The following is a 14178-nucleotide window of genomic DNA, read 5'->3' as shown; positions in this document are numbered from 1 at the left end:
CTTTTTCAATTTATTGTCAAAAAATTAACAATTAATCAACGAATGCGATGTATGCCATCTTAGAATTATCACCAGTTCTGTTATCAGCTAGTCTCATAATTCTTGTATACCCACCGTTTCTCTCTTTGAATTTTGGAGCTACTTCAGTGAATAGTTTTGCAACAGCATCTTTGTTGTTAAGTTTCTTTAAAGCTTGTCTTCTGTTTGCAACAGTGTCAACTTTTGCTAAAGTAACTAGTTTTTCAACATAACCTCTTACCGCTTTACAACGAGTAAGTGTCGTCTTAATTTGCCCATGATCAATTACTTCAGAAGCAAGGTTCTTAATAAGTGATACTCTATGAGAAGGATTTACTCCTAACTTATATTTGTGATTTTGATGTCTCATGATCTTCTCCTACAACAACTTCAACGTGACCTAATTAATCTTTAAGGTCTTTCATTATGCTATCTACTTTCATTCCAAGACCAAGACCCATCTGAGTAAGAATTTCTTTGATCTCGTTTAACGATTTACGACCAAAATTCTTAGTTCTCAGCATCTCACCTTCAGTCTTAGAAACTAATTCGTAGATATACTTAATATTTGCATTTTGCAAACAGTTTGCAGATCTTACAGACAGCTCTAGTTCAGAAACTGGCTTAAGAAGTGCAGAGTTTGCAGGACTAGCAGTTTGAGCCGGAGCCTTCTCTAGTCTTGTAATTTGCTCTTCATCTTCGAAGCTTAGGAAAACTGAAAGTTGATCTCTAAGAATCTTTGCAGAATATGCAACAGCATCTTGTGGCTCAACACCAGCATTTGTCCAAACTTCTAGAGTTAATTTATCATAATCTGTTCTCTTCCCAACCCTAGAGTTTGTTACAGTGTAGTTAACACGAGTAACAGGAGAGAATAGAGAATCTAAATAAACCCATCCAATTGGAAGATCATGGATTTCTTTATTGTCGACAGCAGTAACATAACCTTTACCTCTAGCAACTTTAAGTTCCATCTTGATCGATCCACCAGAAGAAACGTTACAAATAACGTGCTCTGGATTTAATACTTCAACGTTTGCATGTTCTGCAATATCGCCAGCAGTAACAGGACCTTCACCTGATTTTTCAAGATTTAGGATTACGTCTTCTTTACCCTTTAATCTAAAATGAACTTCTTTTAGGTTTAGGATAATTTCTGATACTTCTTCTTTTACGTTATTGATCGTACCAAACTCGTGCTCAACACCTTCAACGCGAATTGCAACAATCCCAGCGCCTTGTAGTGAAGATAGTAGAACTCTTCTTAAAGAGTTCCCTAAAGTTTGTCCATAACCTCTTTCTAAAGGCTTCGCAACGAATTTTCCGTAAGTAATACCTTGCTTTTCGATATCAGCTTCTAAAGCAACCGGTCTAATCATGCTGGTCCAGTTTTTTGAAATAAATGAGTCCACAGACAGCTCCTTAAATATTTAAATTATACTCTTCTTCTCTTAGGTGCTCTACATCCATTGTGTGGGATTGGAGACCTATCTGCAACTGAAGTAATTTTAATACCAGCAGCTAAAAGTGCTCTAACAGCGTTTTCACGTCCAGCACCAGGACCCTTTACTCTTACTTCTACAGATGTCATACCGTGCTCAGCAGCTCTTTTTGCCGCTTCAACAGATGCTGTTTGTGCAGCAAATGGTGTAGATTTCTTAGACCCTCTGAACCCTAATTGTCCAGCAGATGCCCAAGAAACAGCGTTACCGTGTACATCAGTAAACGTTACAATTGTATTATTGAAAGAACATAAGATGTGGCAAATACCTTTACTTATGTTCTTTTTAGCTTTCTTTTTTGAAGCAGTTTTCTTAACCATTACTCAACTCCTGCAATTACTTCATTGACTTAATTGATTTCTTACCAGCGATTGCTACTGCAGGCCCCTTACGAGTTCTTGCATTAGTATGAGTTCTTTGCCCTCTTACTGGTAAACCTTTTCTATGTCTAATACCTCTATAGCAACCAAGATCTTTTAGTCTTTTAATGTTAAGACCAATTTCTCTTCTTAGATCACCTTCTACAAGATACTTTGACTCTAGAACAAGTCTGATTTCATTTGCTTCTTCTTCTGATAAATCATTCGAACTTTTGTTTGCATCGATGTTAGTCGTTGCAAGAACTTCCTCAGCAACCTTTGGTCCTACACCATAGATTTTTTGAAGGGCAATTCTTAAAACTTTATTTCGAGGAATATCAACACCAAGAATACGCGCCATAGCTACACTCCTTTTTTAAATTAACCTTGTCTTTGTTTGTGCTTAGGGTTTTTACATACAACTCTAAGTACGCCTTTTCTTTTTACTACTTTACAATCTTTACACATCGATTTAACTGATGCTCTAACTTTCATAACAACCTCTTGCGCTAGCGACCTTTACTTCTATAAGTTATTCTTCCTTTCGTCAGATCATACTTACTTATTTCAACCAATACTTTGTCACCCGGGAGAATCTTAATAAAATGCATTCTCATTTTTCCACTAATATGTGCAATAATTGAGTGACCATTAGGTAATTTGACACGGAATTTTGTATTTGGAAGTAGCTCTGCTACTTCACCTTCTACTTCAATCGTATCCTGATTTGTCATTATTTTACTTCCAATTTTATGCAACTGTGCATATATATATGACTCAGGGCCATAAGGCAACAGCATTCGCAAAAAAAATATTATTATTTTGTAATTAAATTCTTTATTTTCTCAAAAACTTCTGTTGATGACTCAGAGGCTTTAACTCTATATAGTCTTCCTGACTGCTCATAATAAGCAAGAACAGGCTCAACGTTTTCAATGAATACGTTCATACGGTTTCTAACCGTTTCCTCTGTATCATCTTTTCTATGAACGAGGTCTTCACCAGAAACATCACACTTACCAGGAGTTTTTGGCGGCCTCGTAATCAAGTTATAAATCTCACCGCTCTTCATAGCTACACGTCTATTTACAATTCTTTCTACAAGAATTTCTAAATCCACGTCAAAGTAAATCGCTTTAGAAGAAGCACCTTTTAGCACCTCAGAGTCAAGAGCCCTAGACTGCTCAAGATTACGAGGGTAACCATCAAATATATAAGTACTATTTGCAATATCACAATTAGCATTTAGTAAGTCTAAAACAGTTTGATCATCTACAAGATTTCCAGCATCTAGGATTGACTTTACTCTTTCACCTAGATCTGAACCTTTTTGAATTTCCGCACGGAGTAAATCTCCTGTAGAAACATGATTGTACCCAAACTCAGAAATTAACTTCTTTGCTTGAGTACCTTTCCCTGAACCAGGGGCACCAATTAAAATTAACTGTGGCCTCATTAAAACCTTCTATTATTTCCGTTATATTTACCTTTTGATTTATATGAAGCCTCATATTTATCAGCAAACATAAAAGACTGAATATTCATCATAACTCTAACTGACACACTTACTAGGATCAGCATTGAAGTTCCACCAAATCTTGTTTGAGAACCTGTGATGATTGTTGGAACTATACAAATAACACACAGAAACAGAGCTCCAAAGAAAGACATTCTACCAAGAAGTCCGTCTAGATATTCTCTTGTTTTCTCACCTGGTCTAATTCCAGGAATAAAAGCATTATTCTTTTGTAACATTTCTGCAATTTTCTTTGTCTTAAACTGGATTGGCGCATAGAAATAAGTCATATACACAATCAGAAGAGCAAAAAGAATATTAAACAGCATTTGACCAGGAAAAAGCGATTGCTGAATCGTCTCAAAATATGGTCTAAACACACTATTTTGCGGAATAAAAGTTGCAAAAGTTGCTGGTGCTGCCAATAACGACGAAGCTAAGATTGGCGGCATTACCCCACCTGTATCAACTCTCATTGGCAGAGTTTGCGTTCCACCATACACTCTGTTGTGAACAACTTTCTTGGCATATTGTACAGGTATTGCCCTAAATGCTCTCTCAACGAAAGCAACAATAAAAAAACAGGCAATGATAACAGCAAAGAATGTTAACAATGAGATACCTGTCATTTCACCTGATCTATAAAGTGTCATTTTTTGAATCATTTCTGATGGTAACTCTACAGCAATACCTGCAAAAATAATTAGCGAAACACCATTTTCAAGACCAAGCTCAGTTACACGCTCTCCTAACCAAAGAAGAAACATTGTACCAGCTGCTAGGGTAATCATTGTAGTTGCCCTAAACAAAAGACCCGGATCAGGGATTACTCTCGCGCCGCCTGGGCTCACGAAAGTCTCAAAAACAGCAGCCATACTGTAACCCTGAATACAACATAGGATTACAGTCGCATAGCGTGTCCATTTCTGAATTTTCTTATTACCTTCTGAATCTTCTTGAAGCTCTTGAATCTGAGGAATTACTTCCCCTAGAAGACTAAAAATAATTGAAGTTGTAATATATGGCATGATCCCCAGAGCGAGTACTGAGAATCTCTTAAAAGCACCACCACTGAATGTGTTAATAAGATCAAAAAGACCTCCACCACCAGAGTCCGCAAAATAAGAATGAATTGCTTGCGCATCTACACCTGGAACAGGGATTTGCGCAACCAATCTATATACAACCAATAATAAGAAAGTAAATAGTACTTTCTTTTTAAGCTCTTCTAATTTTCCATGAGCATTTGACATTCAGAGATCCTTTCTTACTTAGTCTCGATTTTTCCACCAGCTTTAGCAACGGCCTCAGCAGCAGATTTAGTAAATTTATCAATATTAACAAATGTTAAAGCTGTTTTTAATTCACCGTTAGCAAGAACTTTAATTGGCTTTCTCTTGTTAATACCATTTAAAAGACCTTTTTCAACAAGAAGTTCTCTAGTAACTTCACCAGAATCAAACTTTGCTTCGATCGCCGAAAGGCTAACTTCTGCATATGATACCTTAAATGGTGAATTTGAGAAACCTTTCTTTGGAATTCTCATATATAGTGGAAGGTTGTTACCTTCGAAACCAGTTCTTACACCACCACCAGCTCTAGCCTTCTGACCTTTGTGACCTTTACCAGCTTGTTGTCCTTGTCCTGAACCTTGTCCACGACCAATTCTTTTAATGTTCTTGTGCGCGCCTTTTGGACTCTTTAAGTTATTTAACGTCAACATATCTAGCCTCTCACTTATTCTTGAATATCTAAAAGGTGAATAACTTTTTTAATCATTCCCCTAACAGCAGAAGTATTTTCTAGAGTTCTTGAAGAGTGCATCTTTCTTAAACCTAGACCTCTAACTGTAGCTTTTTGTTTTTCTGTACACTTAATTGTACTTCTCTTTAGCTTTACTGTAATTGTCTTGTTTGCCATATAAACCTCGACTTATCCTTTAATTCTAAGACCTTTAGCGTCTTTTCCTCTTGCATTTGCAACTTGTTCTACTGAACGTAATTGTTTTAATGCATCAAATGTTGCTTTAACAACGTTATGTGGGTTGTTACCTCTTAAAGATTTCGTTAAAACATCTTTAATACCTGCAAGCTCAAGGATTGAACGACATGCACCAGCAGCCTTAACCCCAGTACCTTCAGCAGCTGGTTTAAATAAAATCTTACCAGCATCAAAAGCACCTGTTACTGAGTGAGGAATTGTTCCACCATCAATCTGTACATTAATCATTGATTTCTGTGCAGCTTGTGTTGCTTTTCTGATAGCTTCTGGAACTTCCTTTGCTTTACCAAGTCCGTATCCAACTCTACCTTTTTTATCACCAACGATCATGAGTGCAGAAAAAGAAAATCTTCTACCACCCTTCATAACCTTAGCTACTCTATTAACAGCAACTACTCTCTCTTCTAGCTCAACATCAACTGCTGCTGCAGCTTTCTTCTTTGCTGGGGCTTTTCTAGCTTGAGATGGCTTCTTATCTTTCTTAGCTTCCGCTTTAACTTCTACGTTTTTTGTTTCTTCGCTCATATTAACCTCTAAATTTGAATTCCATTCTCTCTAGTAGAAGTCACTAGAGCTGCAATAATACCGTGATACTTAAGACCGTTTCTATCGAATACAGCTGTTTCGATTTTTCTTCCCTTAAGCTCTTCAGCAAGTTTAGCACCAACTAATTTAGCACCTTCAACATTACATTTCGCGTCTACTGCATTTTTACCAAATGTTTGAACACTGAATAATGTCTTATTCGTGCTATCATCAATTACTTGTACAGCAATGTGCTTGTTAGATCTAGAAACTGAAAGTCTTGGTCTCTCTGTGTTTCCTGATAATTTTTTTCTGATTGATAATTTTCTTCTAAGGCGTCTTGTCTGACTTTGATCTTTCAGCTTACCCAACGGTTTTCTAATCATTTTCTCTCCTTCACCCTAAGGGCCTGATTGCCAGGCCCCATTACTAGGCTACTCTTATATTAAATTTATTTTTTACCAGATGATTTTCCAGCTTTTCTGATGATTGTTTCATCAGCATACTTAATACCTTTACCTTTATATGGCTCAGGTGGTCTAAACGACCTTACTTTCGCAGCAGCGAAACCAACTAGTTCTTTGTTTGAACCAGAAATTTCGATTCTGTTCTTGTCTACTTTTGCAGAAATTCCTTCTGGCAGAGTATACTCAATTGGGTGCGAATATCCAAGAGATAAGTTTAAAACATTCCCTTGAACAGCTGCTTTGTAACCAACTCCGTTAAATTCTAATGCCTTCGTGAAACCTTCTGTAACACCAACAACCATGTTGTTTACTAGTGTTCTAGCTGTTCCCCACATAGATTTAGCAATTTTAGTTTCATCCACTGGAGCAACTACAATTTCTGAACCTTCAAGCTTTACAGTAACTTTTGGGTGATGATTATAAGTTAGCTCTCCCTTTGGTCCTTTTACAGTAACTAAAGAATTGCTAATATTTACTTGTACCTTTTCTGGTACTACTACTGGATTTTTTCCTATACGTGACATAGTAATCTCCTACCACACATTACAAATTACTTCACCACCAACTTTTCTCTTTCTTGCCTCTCTATCCGAAAGAACACCTTGAGAAGTTGATAGGATCGATGTACCTAAACCACTGATAACACGAGAGATATCTTTATAACCTCTATATTGTCTTAGCCCTGGTTTTGAAACTTTTTCAAGTCCAATGATCGCATCTTCTTTTAGAAGTACTTTAATTTTAATATCACTTGTTGACTTAGCAATAATTTTGAAAGATCTAATATACCCTTCATCTTTCATTACTTTACATACAGCAGCTTTAAGCTTTGAAGCTGGGAACTCAACTCTGTCGTGTCCAGCACTGTTTGCATTTCTAATTCTTGTTAGCATATCTGCTATTGGATCTGTCATCATATAATTAACTCCTCAAATTACCAGCTGGACTTCGTTACACCAGGGATCATTCCTCTTAGTGCTAATTCTCTAAAAGTTGATCTCGCTAAACCAAATTTTCTGTATACAGCTCTTGGTCTACCTGTAAGTCCACATCTGTTTCTATATCTAATTGATGCAGAGTTTTTTGGCAACTTTTGCAGTTTAATCATTGCTTCAAATCTCTCTTCATCAGAAAGTTTCTCGTCCACAATCTTAGCTTTTAATTCTTTTCTTAATGGTCCGTATTTCTCTGCAAGAGCTTTTCTCTTAAGATTACTTACAATTTTTGCTTTTCTAGCCATTATATTATCCTCTAATTACTTACTGAAAGGCATACCAAAAAGATTTAGTAGCTCTCTTCCTTCTTCATTATTAGTAGCAGTTGTTACGATAGAAATACCTAAACCTCTTACCTTATCGATTTGATCATAACTGATCTCTGGAAAGATAATTTGTTCTTTAAGGCCTAGAGTATAATTTCCTCTACCGTCGAAACCTTTTGGAGAAACCCCTCTAAAGTCCCTAACTCTTGGAAGAGTAATGTTTACTAATCTATCAAGGAATTCGAACATTTTCTCACCTCTCAGTGTAACACTTGCACCAATTGGCATTCCTTCTCTTAACTTAAATCCTGCAACTGATTTTTTTGCTTTAGCTACAACTGGCTTTTGACCTGTAATTGCACCTAAGTCATCCATAATAGACTGAACAATTTTTGAATTTGTTACAGCTTCTTTTGTACAACAGTTAACAACAATTTTTTCTAACTTTGGAACTTGATGTACATTTTTGTAACCAAATTTCTCAGTCATTTGTTTTTTTACTTCATTCTTGTAAAGATCATTTAGTCTGCTCATATCCGCTCCAACCTTATTTATCTAAAACAGTTCCGCAAGATACAGCAACTCTTACTTTCTTACCATCTTTTTCTTCGATTCTTACTCTTGTAGCCTTTTTAGTTTTAGGGCTTACAACAGCAACATTCGAAATATGAAGAGGAGCTTCCATATCCATGATTCCACCTGCAGGGTTTTCCTGAGTTGGCTTCACTGCTTTTTTTAATACATTTACACCAGCAACATAAACAACGTTCTTTTTGAAGTTAATTTTTTTAACTTCGCCAGTCTTACCCTTGTCTTTACCTGCTAATACCACTACTTGATCACTAACTTTCAACTTTTGCATAATAATTCCTCGTCTATCCTAAAGAACTTCTGGAGCAAGAGAACAAATCTTAGTAAAGTTTTTGCTTCTTAACTCACGTGCAACCGGTCCAAAAATACGTGTTCCAGCTGGCTCACTATTATTATTTAGAATAACAACACTGTTTTTATCGAATTGAATATAAGAACCATCTTCTCTCCTAACAGGATACTTAGTTCTTACGATAACGGCTTTCTTAACGTCACCTTTTTTAATCTTTCCACCAGGAAGAGCTTGCTGTACAGCTACTACGATAATGTCACCAAGTCCTGCGCTCATTCTTTTTGAACCACCAAGAACCTTGATACATTTAACTTCTTTAGCTCCAGAGTTATCTGCCACTTCTAGCTTCGTCTGCATCTGAATCATGATTTACTCCGTATACATCGGCCAATGCCAAATTAATTATTTACCTTAAATAGTTCCCACTTCTTAAGTTTAGAATATGGCTTAGATTCAATAATAGTTACTGTATCTCCAAGCTTTGCTAAACCGCTTTCATCGTGAGCGTGGTATTTCTTTGTTTTTGTAACGAATTTACTGTAAACATCATGCTTAAAACGTCTTGCAACATTTACCACTACAGTTTTTTCGTTTTTAACAGAAACAACAACACCATCTAACTTTCTTTTAAACGCTTTATGATCAATAGTACTCATAATTATTCACCCTTAGCCTTAGCTGTTAAAAGCTTCGCTATATTTTTCTTTGCCACTTTTAAGTGATGTGGTTTTTCAATTCCACTTGTAGTCTTTTGCATACGAAGATCAAACATTGCTTTTCTGATTTCAGAAACTTTTGCATCAATCTCTTTCGCGCTCCAACCTTTAATATCTTTGAACTCTAGCTTTTGCATAATTCCCTCTTTCCTATAACTCTTGAGCTTCTCTACTAATAATTCTTGTTCTCACAGGAAGTTTATACATAGCAAGCTTAAGTGCATCTTTACTTAGGTCTGCATCAGTATGCTTAATTTCAAACATTACTCTTCCTGGCTTAACAACAGCTACCCACTTATCTGGAGAACCTTTACCTTTCCCCATCCTAACTTCAGCAGGCTTCTTCGTAAGAACCTTATCTGGGAAGATTTTGATCCATACGTTACCACCTCTTTTAATCTTTCTTGTCATGGCGATACGAGCTGCTTCAATTTGACGGTTCGTTATATACCCACAAGATAGTGCTTGTATAGCAAAATCACCAAACGTTATAGTATTTCCACGGTTGGCTTTACCAGTCATTCTACCTTTCTGATGTTTACGCCACTTTACTCTTTTTGGACTTAACATGTTTACCTCAATAAATTATATATTCAAAAATTCTTATTTATAGATCTCACCCTTGTAAACCCATACTTTAACACCGATAACACCAAATGTTGTATGAGCCTCAGCTGTGTTGTAATCTATATCTGCTCTTAGAGTGTGAAGAGGTACCTTTCTCTCAGTGTAACCTTCACTTCTTGCCATCTCTGCACCACCAAGACGACCAGCAGTTCTTACTCTGATACCTTTTACACCAGCTCTAAATGCTGATTGCATAACTTTTTTCATTGCTCTTCTAAAAGCAACACGTTTCTCTAACTGAGAAGCGATGTTTTCTGCGATAAGTTTCGCGTCTGCATCTGGTCTCTTAACTTCAGCAATGTTGAAGATTAAAGTTCCTCTAGTTAGCGCCTTTAGGTCATTTCTGATTTTTTCAATTCCTGCACCCTTCTTACCGATCGCGATACCAGGCTTAGCTGTATAAACAGTAACCTTAACTTGATCTGAAGTTCTTGATAGCTCAATGTTAGCTACAGATGCATTCTTCATGTTTTCTTCGATATATTTTCTAATCGCTAAATCTTCATGAAGAGTTTGTGAATAATCTCTATCACTAGCATACCAATTTGAATGCCATGACTTAATGTAACCTAATCTAAAACCGTATGGATGTACTTTTTGTCCCATTTTAAATTCCTATGCTTCTTTAAGTTCAACAGTAATGTGACTTGTTCTTTTTCTAATTCTGTATGCTCTACCTTGCGCTCTTGGCTGGATTCTCTTAAGAGTTGGTCCTTCACTTGCGTAAACTGTACCAATCACTAAGTTATCAAGGTCATACTTCTCTGAATCAGAAGCAATCGCTAAACCACTATTAATTAACTTTGCCAAAACAAGCGAAATTTCTTTCTTCTCACAAAATCTAAGGATCTTTAGAGCTTCAGAAGCTTTACGGTTTCTGATTAAATCACAGACCTGTCTAACTTTTCTTGGCGCAATACCTACTCTACTATTTTTTACAACTATGGCCATATAGCCTCTCCTTATAAAACTCTAAAAAATTACTTTTTACCTTTTTTGTCTGCACCGTGACCATTAAATGTTCTCGTTAATGCAAACTCCCCTAACTTATGTCCAATCATGTTATCTGTAACATAAACTGGAATAAACTTTTTACCATTGTGTACAGCAAAAGTAAGACCAATAAATTCTGGAACAATAGTTGATCTTCTTGACCATGTCTTGATAACTTTGTTTCCTTTAGCATTCTCATCTTGACTTGCTAAAACTTTCTTCATAAGGCTTACATCTACAAATGGACCTTTTTTAAGCGAACGGGCCATATTTATCTCCTAATTAATTACTTTCTTCTCTTAACAATAAACTTATCAGTTCTCTTATTGCTTCTTGTTTTATATCCCTTAGTTGGTGTTCCCCAAGGAGATACTGGGTGTCTACCACCAGAAGTTCTACCTTCACCACCACCATGTGGGTGATCAACAGGGTTCATAACAACACCACGAACAGTTGGTCTAAAGCCCATTTTTCTTTTTCTTCCGGCCTTACCAATGTTTCTTTTCTCGTGGTCAAGATTTCCAACTTGTCCAATAGTAGCTGTACATTCAACTTCTACTTTTCTTAGTTCTCCAGATGGCATTCTTAAAAGAGCAAATTTTTCTTCTTTTGCCATGATTTGAACATAAGAACCTGCAGATCTTGCAAGCTGTCCACCAGCACCTGGATACATTTCAACATTGTGAACTAATGTACCAACTGGAATATCTTTAATCTTCTTAGCATTACCAACTTTAATATCGGCTTTTGCTGAAGAAACAACTTTGTCACCAACTTGTAGTCCAAGTGGAGCAAGAATGTAAGATTTCTCACCATCTGCATAAGCAATTAGAGCAATATTACATGTTCTGTTTGGATCGTAAGAGATCGCCTGTACAGTTGCAGGAACTTCTAATTTATTTCTTTTGAAATCAATTAGTCTGTATCTTCTCTTAACTCCGCCACCTCTGTGTCTAACAGTGATACGTCCGCTATTATTTCTACCATCAATTACAGTTTTTGATGTAGTTAATCTTTTTACTGGTCCAACACCTTTTGTAAGCTCGTCAGAATTTACAACTTGCATACGTCTTAACGAAGGAGTTGTTGGTTTAAACTTTCTAATACCCATCTTAATCCTCTTTTGGTTTAGCTAATTAAACGCCTTTAAAAAATTCAATTTTCTGACCTTCAGCTAATTGAACATATGCTTTTTTAATCTTGCTTGTTTTCTTTGTTTTATTTCCAGCTCTTTTTACTTTACCTGGAGTGATGTTTGTTTTTACATTTAAAACTTTTACATCATAAAGCTTTTCAACAGCACTTTTGATTTGATTTTTATTAGCTTTCAATTCAACTACAAATCCGTATCTGTTTTCCTTTTCAGTAATAACAGATGACTTTTCTGTAATTAGTGGTTTTCTGATTACATTTTCTAAACTTGCCATGACTACACCAACTTGCCTAATAGAGTTTCTAAAGCGCTCTTCTCAATTACAAGATTTTCAAACTTAACAGCTTCATATACTGAGAAACCTTCTACAGCAAGACCTTTCCCCCACTGAAGATTTTTTACAGCTCTTAAAGCATTTGAATTCTTATCTTCTGTAACCACTAGTGCAGGAAGTAATCCTTTACCGTTAAGAAGTGCGAACATTTCTTTTGTTTTTCCGTTTGATTCTAATTTATCAACAACAGTTAACTTTCCAGCCTGAAGCTTGTCAGCTAATACTGACTGAATAGCAACTAGTGCCATTTTCTTATTAACTTTTTGTGTATAATCTCTTGGAGTTGGACCAAATACTGTTGCCCCACCAACCATTAGACCTGATCTATTAGAACCTTGTCTTGCGTTACCAGTACCTTTTTGCTTGAATGGTTTTTTACCACCACCACTTACAAAAGCTCTAGTTTTTGTTTTAGCAGTTCCTTGTCTTCTTGAAGCTAGGATCGCTTTAACAACTTGATGTACTACTGGTACATTTACAATATCAGCAGCAAGATTAACTTCTGTGCTTATCTTTCCTGCATCTTCAAATTTTGTGTTTAATACTGTGATATCGGTCATATCGTTTTCCTCACATTAAATAACTATTTCTTTAGGGCTTTAGATACTTTAACAAAGCCATTTTTAGATCCAGGAATACTACCTTTAACTAGCATGTATCCTTTCTCTGTATTTACTTCTACTACCTTAATATTTTGGATAGTTTGCTTGTCACAACCCATGTGTCCTGGCATTTTCTTGTTTTTCCAAACTCTACCTGGAGTAGCTCTGTTACCAATAGAACCTGTTGTTCTGTGGAACTTTGAACCGTGAGCACCTGGACCCCCTTGGAAGTTATGTCTTTTCATAACACCTTGGAAACCTTTACCTTTAGTAGTACCAGTAATGTCTACATAAGAGTCAGCTGTGAAAGTATCTACTGATACTTGACTACCAAGCTTAGAAGCATCTACTGAATCAAGACGAATTTCAGCAAATTTTACATAATTGTTTTCTACGTTAGCTTTTGCAAGGTGACCTTTAGTTGGCTTAACTACTAGAGCTTCTTTTTTCTCATAGTAACCAACTTGGTATGCCTCATAACCATCTTTGTCAGATGTCTTAACTTGCGTTATGTGATTTGGAATAAGTTTAATAACTGTAACAGGTACGTGGTTCCCTGCTTCGTCAAAGATTCTTGTCATCCCCGCTTTAACACCGAAGAATGAATCAAGAGAAACTGAGTTTGAATTAGCTGTCTCAACAGCCTTTGTTTCTTCTGTCATTTTGCCTCCACAGCATCACTCTAATCTAAGAGATGCATGCATGGTTAATAATAAATTGTCTATGCTTTATACTAGTACTTAATCTCTACGTCAACACCAGCTGATAAATCTAATTTCATTAGACTATCTACAGTTTGTTGAGTTGGATCAATAATATCAATTAATCTCTTGTGAGTTCTCATTTCAAACTGCTCACGTGATTTTTTATCTTTGTGAGGAGATCTTAAAACTGTGAACTTGTTAATTTCAGTTGGTAAAGGAATAGGTCCTGCAACTCTTGCACCTGTTTCTTTAGCAGTCTGAACAATTTCATTAACTGAATTATCTAGCAATTTGTAGTCGTAAGCTCTTAGCTTAATTCTTAATTTAGATGCTTTCATTAAACTTCCTAATATAATTAAAATCTATATTGAAACTGGGTTTTATTTTTTTTTGGGCCTTATGTCAAATTTTTTTTTATTTTTTTTACACATGGCCCAAAATTTTTGTATTTTTTACTCAAAAACCGACCCATCTATAGGTCGGTTATAGAATATAAATTAAGCAAGGATTTCTGATA

Annotated in this window: 29 protein-coding genes; all 29 read right to left on the bottom strand. The window is 36.0% G+C overall.

Annotated elements, in window-relative coordinates; translation table 11 throughout:
• Positions 1-31: 31 nt before the first annotated feature.
• The 29 genes from rplQ to rpsJ all read right to left on the bottom strand — a co-directional run bounded on the left by rplQ (position 32) and on the right by rpsJ (position 13999).
• A complete protein-coding gene (rplQ, locus tag M900_RS04220) occupies positions 32-388 on the bottom strand; it encodes a 50S ribosomal protein L17 (RefSeq protein WP_021273636.1) in 357 nt (118 codons plus the stop codon).
• A gap of 34 nt (positions 389-422) precedes the next feature.
• Positions 423-1430 carry a DNA-directed RNA polymerase subunit alpha gene (locus M900_RS04215; RefSeq protein ID WP_021273615.1) on the bottom strand — a complete coding sequence of 336 codons (1008 nt, stop codon included), beginning with the start codon at positions 1428-1430 and terminating at the stop codon, positions 423-425.
• Between the two features lie 23 nt (positions 1431-1453).
• The gene (rpsK, locus tag M900_RS04210; RefSeq protein WP_021273719.1) at positions 1454-1840 is read right to left on the bottom strand and encodes a 30S ribosomal protein S11; all 387 of its coding nucleotides are present in this window, start codon (positions 1838-1840) and stop codon (positions 1454-1456) included.
• A gap of 16 nt (positions 1841-1856) precedes the next feature.
• Complete coding sequence (gene rpsM, locus M900_RS04205) at positions 1857-2240, bottom strand: 30S ribosomal protein S13 (protein ID WP_021273640.1); 384 nt, start codon at positions 2238-2240, stop codon at positions 1857-1859.
• 20 nt (positions 2241-2260) lie between these two features.
• Positions 2261-2374, bottom strand: a complete 114-nt coding sequence (gene rpmJ, locus M900_RS04200; protein WP_021273697.1) for a 50S ribosomal protein L36 — start codon at positions 2372-2374, stop codon at positions 2261-2263.
• A gap of 14 nt (positions 2375-2388) precedes the next feature.
• Positions 2389-2613: a translation initiation factor IF-1 gene (gene infA / locus M900_RS04195; protein ID WP_021273635.1), complete on the bottom strand. Its 225-nt coding sequence runs from the start codon at positions 2611-2613 to the stop codon at positions 2389-2391.
• A gap of 83 nt (positions 2614-2696) precedes the next feature.
• Positions 2697-3335: an adenylate kinase gene (locus M900_RS04190; RefSeq protein WP_021273717.1), complete on the bottom strand. Its 639-nt coding sequence runs from the start codon at positions 3333-3335 to the stop codon at positions 2697-2699.
• Positions 3335-4648 carry a preprotein translocase subunit SecY gene (secY, locus tag M900_RS04185; protein ID WP_021273758.1) on the bottom strand — a complete coding sequence of 438 codons (1314 nt, stop codon included), beginning with the start codon at positions 4646-4648 and terminating at the stop codon, positions 3335-3337. Before secY ends, M900_RS04190 begins: the two co-directional genes overlap by 1 nt.
• Before the next feature lie 14 nt (positions 4649-4662).
• Positions 4663-5115, bottom strand: coding sequence for a 50S ribosomal protein L15 (gene rplO, locus M900_RS04180; protein WP_034731388.1), 453 nt, complete (start codon positions 5113-5115; stop codon positions 4663-4665).
• A gap of 17 nt (positions 5116-5132) precedes the next feature.
• Positions 5133-5315, bottom strand: coding sequence for a 50S ribosomal protein L30 (gene rpmD / locus M900_RS04175; RefSeq protein ID WP_021273748.1), 183 nt, complete (start codon positions 5313-5315; stop codon positions 5133-5135).
• Between the two features lie 12 nt (positions 5316-5327).
• Positions 5328-5921 (bottom strand): 30S ribosomal protein S5, encoded by a 594-nt coding sequence (gene rpsE / locus M900_RS04170; protein WP_021273595.1) that lies wholly within the window; start codon positions 5919-5921, stop codon positions 5328-5330.
• An 8-nt stretch (positions 5922-5929) separates the two neighbouring features.
• Positions 5930-6307, bottom strand: a complete 378-nt coding sequence (rplR, locus tag M900_RS04165; RefSeq protein WP_021273585.1) for a 50S ribosomal protein L18 — start codon at positions 6305-6307, stop codon at positions 5930-5932.
• 65 nt (positions 6308-6372) lie between these two features.
• Complete coding sequence (rplF, locus tag M900_RS04160) at positions 6373-6912, bottom strand: 50S ribosomal protein L6 (RefSeq protein WP_021273686.1); 540 nt, start codon at positions 6910-6912, stop codon at positions 6373-6375.
• A gap of 9 nt (positions 6913-6921) precedes the next feature.
• Complete coding sequence (rpsH, locus tag M900_RS04155) at positions 6922-7305, bottom strand: 30S ribosomal protein S8 (protein WP_021273592.1); 384 nt, start codon at positions 7303-7305, stop codon at positions 6922-6924.
• 17 nt (positions 7306-7322) lie between these two features.
• The gene (gene rpsN / locus M900_RS04150) at positions 7323-7628 is read right to left on the bottom strand and encodes a 30S ribosomal protein S14 (protein WP_021273657.1); all 306 of its coding nucleotides are present in this window, start codon (positions 7626-7628) and stop codon (positions 7323-7325) included.
• Between the two features lie 15 nt (positions 7629-7643).
• Entirely contained in the window at positions 7644-8183 is a 540-nt protein-coding gene (gene rplE, locus M900_RS04145; protein WP_021273740.1) for a 50S ribosomal protein L5, read from the bottom strand.
• A 13-nt stretch (positions 8184-8196) separates the two neighbouring features.
• Positions 8197-8511, bottom strand: a complete 315-nt coding sequence (gene rplX, locus M900_RS04140; RefSeq protein ID WP_021273667.1) for a 50S ribosomal protein L24 — start codon at positions 8509-8511, stop codon at positions 8197-8199.
• An 18-nt stretch (positions 8512-8529) separates the two neighbouring features.
• A complete protein-coding gene (gene rplN, locus M900_RS04135; protein ID WP_021273610.1) occupies positions 8530-8898 on the bottom strand; it encodes a 50S ribosomal protein L14 in 369 nt (122 codons plus the stop codon).
• A 32-nt stretch (positions 8899-8930) separates the two neighbouring features.
• Complete coding sequence (rpsQ, locus tag M900_RS04130; protein ID WP_021273608.1) at positions 8931-9188, bottom strand: 30S ribosomal protein S17; 258 nt, start codon at positions 9186-9188, stop codon at positions 8931-8933.
• 2 nt (positions 9189-9190) lie between these two features.
• Positions 9191-9385 carry a 50S ribosomal protein L29 gene (rpmC, locus tag M900_RS04125; protein WP_021273591.1) on the bottom strand — a complete coding sequence of 65 codons (195 nt, stop codon included), beginning with the start codon at positions 9383-9385 and terminating at the stop codon, positions 9191-9193.
• Positions 9386-9398: 13 nt separating this feature from the next.
• Entirely contained in the window at positions 9399-9818 is a 420-nt protein-coding gene (gene rplP, locus M900_RS04120; protein ID WP_034731294.1) for a 50S ribosomal protein L16, read from the bottom strand.
• A 33-nt stretch (positions 9819-9851) separates the two neighbouring features.
• Entirely contained in the window at positions 9852-10481 is a 630-nt protein-coding gene (rpsC, locus tag M900_RS04115) for a 30S ribosomal protein S3 (protein WP_021273599.1), read from the bottom strand.
• A gap of 9 nt (positions 10482-10490) precedes the next feature.
• Positions 10491-10826 (bottom strand): 50S ribosomal protein L22, encoded by a 336-nt coding sequence (rplV, locus tag M900_RS04110; protein ID WP_021273694.1) that lies wholly within the window; start codon positions 10824-10826, stop codon positions 10491-10493.
• A 29-nt stretch (positions 10827-10855) separates the two neighbouring features.
• Positions 10856-11137: a 30S ribosomal protein S19 gene (gene rpsS, locus M900_RS04105; RefSeq protein ID WP_021273659.1), complete on the bottom strand. Its 282-nt coding sequence runs from the start codon at positions 11135-11137 to the stop codon at positions 10856-10858.
• Between the two features lie 17 nt (positions 11138-11154).
• Complete coding sequence (gene rplB, locus M900_RS04100) at positions 11155-11979, bottom strand: 50S ribosomal protein L2 (RefSeq protein ID WP_021273747.1); 825 nt, start codon at positions 11977-11979, stop codon at positions 11155-11157.
• 25 nt (positions 11980-12004) lie between these two features.
• Positions 12005-12295: a 50S ribosomal protein L23 gene (gene rplW, locus M900_RS04095; RefSeq protein WP_021273763.1), complete on the bottom strand. Its 291-nt coding sequence runs from the start codon at positions 12293-12295 to the stop codon at positions 12005-12007.
• Between the two features lie 2 nt (positions 12296-12297).
• On the bottom strand, positions 12298-12915 hold the full coding sequence (rplD, locus tag M900_RS04090) for a 50S ribosomal protein L4 (protein WP_021273649.1): 618 nt from the start codon (positions 12913-12915) through the stop codon (positions 12298-12300).
• A gap of 23 nt (positions 12916-12938) precedes the next feature.
• Positions 12939-13619 carry a 50S ribosomal protein L3 gene (gene rplC, locus M900_RS04085; RefSeq protein WP_021273755.1) on the bottom strand — a complete coding sequence of 227 codons (681 nt, stop codon included), beginning with the start codon at positions 13617-13619 and terminating at the stop codon, positions 12939-12941.
• 71 nt (positions 13620-13690) lie between these two features.
• On the bottom strand, positions 13691-13999 hold the full coding sequence (rpsJ, locus tag M900_RS04080; protein ID WP_021273644.1) for a 30S ribosomal protein S10: 309 nt from the start codon (positions 13997-13999) through the stop codon (positions 13691-13693).
• Positions 14000-14178: the final 179 nt, after the last annotated feature.

Origin of the sequence: Bacteriovorax sp. Seq25_V, assembly GCF_000447795.1 — a bacterium.
Lineage (GTDB): Bacteria > Bdellovibrionota > Bacteriovoracia > Bacteriovoracales > Bacteriovoracaceae > Halobacteriovorax_A.
The sequence above is the reverse complement of the archived record's forward strand: the minus strand, read 5'-3'. Positions and strand labels throughout refer to the sequence as shown.

What these genes read in the sequence shown, in the direction of transcription:
- rplQ (WP_021273636.1), bottom strand. Translation starts at nt 388, where the DNA reads ATGAGACATCAAAATCACAAATATAAGTTAGGAGTAAATCCTTCTCAT.
- rpsK (WP_021273719.1), bottom strand. Translation starts at nt 1,840, where the DNA reads ATGGTTAAGAAAACTGCTTCAAAAAAGAAAGCTAAAAAGAACATAAGT.
- rpsM (WP_021273640.1), bottom strand. Translation starts at nt 2,240, where the DNA reads ATGGCGCGTATTCTTGGTGTTGATATTCCTCGAAATAAAGTTTTAAGA.
- rpmJ (WP_021273697.1), bottom strand. Translation starts at nt 2,374, where the DNA reads ATGAAAGTTAGAGCATCAGTTAAATCGATGTGTAAAGATTGTAAAGTA.
- infA (WP_021273635.1), bottom strand. Translation starts at nt 2,613, where the DNA reads ATGACAAATCAGGATACGATTGAAGTAGAAGGTGAAGTAGCAGAGCTA.
- M900_RS04190 (WP_021273717.1), bottom strand. Translation starts at nt 3,335, where the DNA reads ATGAGGCCACAGTTAATTTTAATTGGTGCCCCTGGTTCAGGGAAAGGT.
- secY (WP_021273758.1), bottom strand. Translation starts at nt 4,648, where the DNA reads ATGTCAAATGCTCATGGAAAATTAGAAGAGCTTAAAAAGAAAGTACTA.
- rpmD (WP_021273748.1), bottom strand. Translation starts at nt 5,315, where the DNA reads ATGGCAAACAAGACAATTACAGTAAAGCTAAAGAGAAGTACAATTAAG.
- rpsE (WP_021273595.1), bottom strand. Translation starts at nt 5,921, where the DNA reads ATGAGCGAAGAAACAAAAAACGTAGAAGTTAAAGCGGAAGCTAAGAAA.
- rplR (WP_021273585.1), bottom strand. Translation starts at nt 6,307, where the DNA reads ATGATTAGAAAACCGTTGGGTAAGCTGAAAGATCAAAGTCAGACAAGA.
- rplF (WP_021273686.1), bottom strand. Translation starts at nt 6,912, where the DNA reads ATGTCACGTATAGGAAAAAATCCAGTAGTAGTACCAGAAAAGGTACAA.
- rpsH (WP_021273592.1), bottom strand. Translation starts at nt 7,305, where the DNA reads ATGATGACAGATCCAATAGCAGATATGCTAACAAGAATTAGAAATGCA.
- rpsN (WP_021273657.1), bottom strand. Translation starts at nt 7,628, where the DNA reads ATGGCTAGAAAAGCAAAAATTGTAAGTAATCTTAAGAGAAAAGCTCTT.
- rplE (WP_021273740.1), bottom strand. Translation starts at nt 8,183, where the DNA reads ATGAGCAGACTAAATGATCTTTACAAGAATGAAGTAAAAAAACAAATG.
- rplX (WP_021273667.1), bottom strand. Translation starts at nt 8,511, where the DNA reads ATGCAAAAGTTGAAAGTTAGTGATCAAGTAGTGGTATTAGCAGGTAAA.
- rplN (WP_021273610.1), bottom strand. Translation starts at nt 8,898, where the DNA reads ATGATTCAGATGCAGACGAAGCTAGAAGTGGCAGATAACTCTGGAGCT.
- rpsQ (WP_021273608.1), bottom strand. Translation starts at nt 9,188, where the DNA reads ATGAGTACTATTGATCATAAAGCGTTTAAAAGAAAGTTAGATGGTGTT.
- rpmC (WP_021273591.1), bottom strand. Translation starts at nt 9,385, where the DNA reads ATGCAAAAGCTAGAGTTCAAAGATATTAAAGGTTGGAGCGCGAAAGAG.
- rplP (WP_034731294.1), bottom strand. Translation starts at nt 9,818, where the DNA reads ATGTTAAGTCCAAAAAGAGTAAAGTGGCGTAAACATCAGAAAGGTAGA.
- rpsC (WP_021273599.1), bottom strand. Translation starts at nt 10,481, where the DNA reads ATGGGACAAAAAGTACATCCATACGGTTTTAGATTAGGTTACATTAAG.
- rplV (WP_021273694.1), bottom strand. Translation starts at nt 10,826, where the DNA reads ATGGCCATAGTTGTAAAAAATAGTAGAGTAGGTATTGCGCCAAGAAAA.
- rpsS (WP_021273659.1), bottom strand. Translation starts at nt 11,137, where the DNA reads ATGGCCCGTTCGCTTAAAAAAGGTCCATTTGTAGATGTAAGCCTTATG.
- rplB (WP_021273747.1), bottom strand. Translation starts at nt 11,979, where the DNA reads ATGGGTATTAGAAAGTTTAAACCAACAACTCCTTCGTTAAGACGTATG.
- rplW (WP_021273763.1), bottom strand. Translation starts at nt 12,295, where the DNA reads ATGGCAAGTTTAGAAAATGTAATCAGAAAACCACTAATTACAGAAAAG.
- rplD (WP_021273649.1), bottom strand. Translation starts at nt 12,915, where the DNA reads ATGACCGATATCACAGTATTAAACACAAAATTTGAAGATGCAGGAAAG.
- rplC (WP_021273755.1), bottom strand. Translation starts at nt 13,619, where the DNA reads ATGACAGAAGAAACAAAGGCTGTTGAGACAGCTAATTCAAACTCAGTT.
- rpsJ (WP_021273644.1), bottom strand. Translation starts at nt 13,999, where the DNA reads ATGAAAGCATCTAAATTAAGAATTAAGCTAAGAGCTTACGACTACAAA.